At 40.9% G+C, this 4304-nt stretch carries 5 protein-coding genes and 1 pseudogene; 4 read left to right on the forward strand and 2 right to left on the reverse strand.

The features are described 5' to 3' along the window. Window positions 1-267 precede the first annotated feature (267 nt). The 3 genes from BCT81_RS12235 to BCT81_RS12245 all read left to right on the forward strand — a co-directional run bounded on the left by BCT81_RS12235 (window position 268) and on the right by BCT81_RS12245 (window position 2952). The gene (locus tag BCT81_RS12235; protein WP_102424584.1) at window positions 268-1293 is read left to right on the forward strand and encodes a DNA mismatch repair protein; all 1026 of its coding nucleotides are present in this window, start codon (window positions 268-270) and stop codon (window positions 1291-1293) included. Further along, window positions 1290-2204 carry an AAA family ATPase gene (locus BCT81_RS12240; protein ID WP_102424585.1) on the forward strand — a complete coding sequence of 305 codons (915 nt, stop codon included), beginning with the start codon at window positions 1290-1292 and terminating at the stop codon, window positions 2202-2204. Before BCT81_RS12235 ends, BCT81_RS12240 begins: the two co-directional genes overlap by 4 nt. 136 nt (window positions 2205-2340) lie before the next feature. Beyond that, entirely contained in the window at window positions 2341-2952 is a 612-nt protein-coding gene (locus BCT81_RS12245) for a recombinase family protein (RefSeq protein WP_102424586.1), read from the forward strand. A 3-nt stretch (window positions 2953-2955) separates the two neighbouring features. Here the strand turns inward: BCT81_RS12245 and BCT81_RS12250 are convergent. Beyond that, a pseudogene (locus tag BCT81_RS12250) lies at window positions 2956-3244 on the reverse strand (type II toxin-antitoxin system RelE/ParE family toxin). Then, window positions 3244-3504, reverse strand: coding sequence for a type II toxin-antitoxin system Phd/YefM family antitoxin (locus tag BCT81_RS12255; protein WP_050647194.1), 261 nt, complete (start codon window positions 3502-3504; stop codon window positions 3244-3246). Before BCT81_RS12255 ends, BCT81_RS12250 begins: the two are co-directional and overlap by 1 nt. A gap of 213 nt (window positions 3505-3717) precedes the next feature. On the opposite strand from BCT81_RS12255, the gene BCT81_RS12260 reads away from it, so the two are divergent. Next, window positions 3718-4257: a recombinase family protein gene (locus BCT81_RS12260; protein WP_102424587.1), complete on the forward strand. Its 540-nt coding sequence runs from the start codon at window positions 3718-3720 to the stop codon at window positions 4255-4257. Window positions 4258-4304 lie beyond the last annotated feature (47 nt).

Consider the following 4304-nt stretch of genomic DNA (forward strand, 5'->3'; position numbering starts at 1 on the left):
GAGTAAAGATCTTAAATTAAGTCTAAATTAGGATCACCATAAAAATTTGGTTAAAAAACAGTCGGAAACAACCACTGAAGTTTTAAGCTTGATCAACTCAGGATAAATAAACATTTACCGAATCTAGTAGTTATTTACCGATATTTATACATAAATTATGTGACGAACTATAGACATTTACCGAAATCATATAGATATTTACCGAAGTTGATGAGTTGGGTAAGGTAATCTGTTAAAATGATCATATCGCCCCCTTAGGTAATGATCATGACGTTATCATCAAACTCTAGCTTGACAGTTATTAATGAAGAAGACCGAAAAAATCGGTTTATCTCTTCTATCCTGTTTTCAAGAGCTACCATCTTTCATCCAGCTTCTCGTTTAACATCGACTATGCAATCTAAGCTTATCGAGATTGCACAAAGCGGTGGTACCGATCCTAATTATCCGTTAGAGAGCGTGAACATAAACAGCTATGGAAAAAGTTTTAGAGTTGATCTTCATGTTGATTACCTACTGCAACCTCATCGCGATATCTTAGAAACCATGTTGGCGTATGCACAAACTATCCAACTCGATGATACTTCCTATGATGCCGGTGCACGGCTAACCTGGTCACAGGTATACCAAACAATCACTGATGGTGATATATCAGATACCCAACAAGATGGTTTTGATTCATTTATCGATCGTGACGCCACCGTTCTATCAATGAGCATGTATGAATTAGCAACCCGAATGGGCATGGCGACTACTCGTGCAAACTATGATCAAATTGAGCGTCGTATTACTCAATTAGCGACGGCTCACTTGGTGATCAATGAACTTGATGAAGAGCAGAACGTAGTTGGCAAGAAACCATTAGAGTTTGTTCAAGATTACCGTTTTTATTGTGACCGAAGTAAATTTAAAACAGGCCGTAAAAATAGTAAGAACCTCACTAACCATGTGTTTTTAGTTCCAGACATGCGTCTGCTTCAAGCTATACGAGATCATGGCTACTATTACCGATTGGAACAGCACAAAATGACTAACTATAGTAAACCGTCAGTTCGTTCATTTTTAAAGTACATTACTACGCATAAAGCTGAGTTCTTACACAATAAGAAGTTTGAGTGGGCGCTTGATAGTTATATCCAATCTATTGCTTCAAAGGTAAGTCATAGCTTCCGTAGTGATCTTCGAAAAGATTTGTTGGCCAACGCTGTACAAATTGAAAAAGACTTCAGCCTTCAATTTCGCGATGTCGGGAATGGCATACAAATCTTCTATATTGGGGAGGGTGAATCATGATCACTCAATCTCTGGATAGTTTGATGTCTTCACCTGCAAGTCAGAGCCTCAGTTTCAGCTTAAAAGGTTTACTCAGAGGACATGTAGGCATGCTGATTGCCGCACCGAATGTCGGTAAATCTCATCTGGCTCTTTGTATAGCAATGGAACATGCATCTTCAATGTCTTTATTGGGGATGAGTGCATCTAATAAACCCTGTAAAACTTTGGTATTGAGTTCAGAAGACAGTGCTGGTGTCATCCAGTCTCGGATGAAAGAAAAGCTGGCTTACTGTACTGCCACAATTAAGTCCGAGCTAAAAAGTAACCTCCACTTTCTAACGGATATTGAACCGATAGTGATTCCACCCGATAGTTCGGTACAAGAACAGGCAGAACATAAGCAGTATTTAGAACAACTCAAACAAACCTTCTCTGAATTTGATTTAGTGATCATCGATACCGTAACGGAATCAATAGGCCGTTGCGAGGAAGTTAAACACGATCGCTTAATCAAAAATGTTTTTCAGAGCCTTGCCAGTGAATCAGGTGCCAGTTTGTTGCTTGTTCACCATGTGAATAAAGATGAAATCCGCGGTAACCAAGAAATAACCATGGCATCTGGGGCAGGTTTAACATCAATAATGCGATTAACAAAGTGCTTGTTTACGTTAAAGAGAAACAAAGAGTCTTTGTCGATTAAATACCTTAAGAGCAATTATTTACCTGAAAATGAAGATCAAGAGTTCATGGTTGAAGTAAGACAAAACCTCACTATTAATCCACAGGTATTTAGTTTGAAATCTAAGGGGTCGAAGCCTGCTCGCTCCGCGCAAAGTTTTAAGCAAAATCCTAAAAAAATTACGTTGCCTGGCACTATTCCAGAGCAAGAAGAAATTGAAGAGCGTAAAAACCTCAGAGACGTTTTGTAAGCGATTTCTCACACTTTCAAACAGCACCGACATTCGGTGCTGTTTTTTATCTGACACAGTTCGCACTCTTTGTTGCCCGTCCATATTTTTTCGCGCAGCTTGTCCAATTTGGATCGCCTTTAGTTAAGGAGGAAGCATGGCGAACTATGCGTATTTAAGAGTCTCATCAGACAGCCAAGATGTGGCAAACCAAAAGCACGGGATCTATGACTACACCAATAAGGTTGGGATTGGTCATTTGGTGTTTGTTGAAGATGTGGTAACTGGCAAGAAAAAATGGCGGCAACGTAAATTAGGTGCATTAGTAGAGGGCATGACGAGCGGAGATTGCATCGTATTTGCTGAAGTCAGTCGAATTGCGCGTTCTACTTTACAAGTGCTTGAGGTTCTAGAAGTGTGTATGGAAAAGAAGATCAATGTCTATATCGCCAAACAGAATTTACAGCTAGATGGCTCAATGCAATCTCGCATAACCGCAACTGTGCTAGGACTTGCAGCAGAGATAGAGCGTGAGTTTATCTCGATGAGAACGAAGGAAGCGCTTGCCGCTAGAAAGAAAAATGGCATGATCCTCGGAAGGCCGAAGGGCCAAGCTGAGAGGCTGAAGCTCGATGTTAAACGTGAACAAATAGAGAAGTATTTAAAGATGGGCTTGGGGATTCGTCCCACAGCCAAATTGATCGACGAAGCGCCGAGCACGCTGCGCGACTACATGAAGCGACGCGGGTTAACCCTTAAATTAGCTTAAGGGTTAAGAGAGTAGTGAAAAATGCTTTGCAGGCGACATGTGCTTACCAAGAACGGCTGCAATCATTTTGGATGTAATAAATCACATGGTGTTTTAAAGGAAACCGGAAGTAGCTTTGTCCCAGTTCAGAAACTTCTATGCCAAGCAGCTGATTGTTCGCCAGTAATTCCATTGATTGCTTGAGCTCTGAAAAGTAAGTCGTCCATTGTGTCTGCCCCCATCGCTCTAATGTATAGCGACGAATCTCAATGAGATCAGATTGCGCTGCAGAAGAAAGCTTGTAGTGCATCATTAATCAAATTTACCTTGGTCAAGTGCGTTCATGAAGTCATTACCGTCGACCAGGTTATCTGATAGAGCATCGGCCTCTGCTTGTTCGAAGCGTGATTTCACCACCATCAATTTGAGTGCTTCAAGTTGTTCATATTCTTCACAAGACATCATCACCGCAACGGGTGAACCGTTCTTATTAATTTGTACAGGTTCACGTTGAACCTTCATCAGTAAGTCACCAAATTTGGTTTTAGCTGTATTAGCAGTAAGTGATTGCATAATATTCTCCTTTTCGTTCATTATAAACGAATCGAACGATTTAACCAATTTGTATGATTCTGTGATTGGAGGTAATCTGACGTAGTGTCCATAAAGGTGTAACTTTATGGACATCACATGCTGCCCCTCTCAATACTGTCCAGTTAGTCTTTTAAATATCAAGTGAACATGTACACTAAAGTTTATCTTAATGTTCATTTTAAGGCTCATTTCATGAAAATTGGCTATGCACGAGTCAGCACCCAAGATCAAACGCTCGATGTTCAAATTAAACAGCTTAAGGCGATAGGCTGTGAAAAAATTTACCAAGAGCAGGCGAGCGGTAAATCCTCCGATAGAGAACAGCTTAATTTGTTGTTGGACTTTGCCAGAGAAGGGGACGTGATTCACGTTACCAAAGTCGACCGCATTGCTCGTAATACCATCGATGCTCTTCAAATTGCCGATCAGCTAGCGCAAAAGAAAGCCGGTTTGGTTTTTCATGATCTAGGAGATTTGGACATCAATAGTGATGTGGGTCGGGTTATCTATACCACCATTTCGGCGTTCGCAGAGATGGAAAGAAAACGCATCTTACAGCGCTGTAACGAGGGTAGGGAGCGAGCTCGTGAAGAGGGAAGGCACCTAGGGCGATTTCCTAATAAGCAGCTTCACCAACGCATTCAAGAGCTTGCAGAGCAAGGTATGAACAAGCATGCGATAAGTAAAGAGTTAGGGTGCAGTCGGACAACTGTCTATAAGGTATTAGATTAAAGGATTTGATAATGAAATCACAAATGCGCTTAAACTGTAAATTATAG

Origin of the sequence: Vibrio sp. 10N.261.52.A1 (assembly GCF_002876325.1) — a bacterium.
GTDB classification, from domain to species: domain Bacteria; phylum Pseudomonadota; class Gammaproteobacteria; order Enterobacterales; family Vibrionaceae; genus Vibrio; species Vibrio chagasii.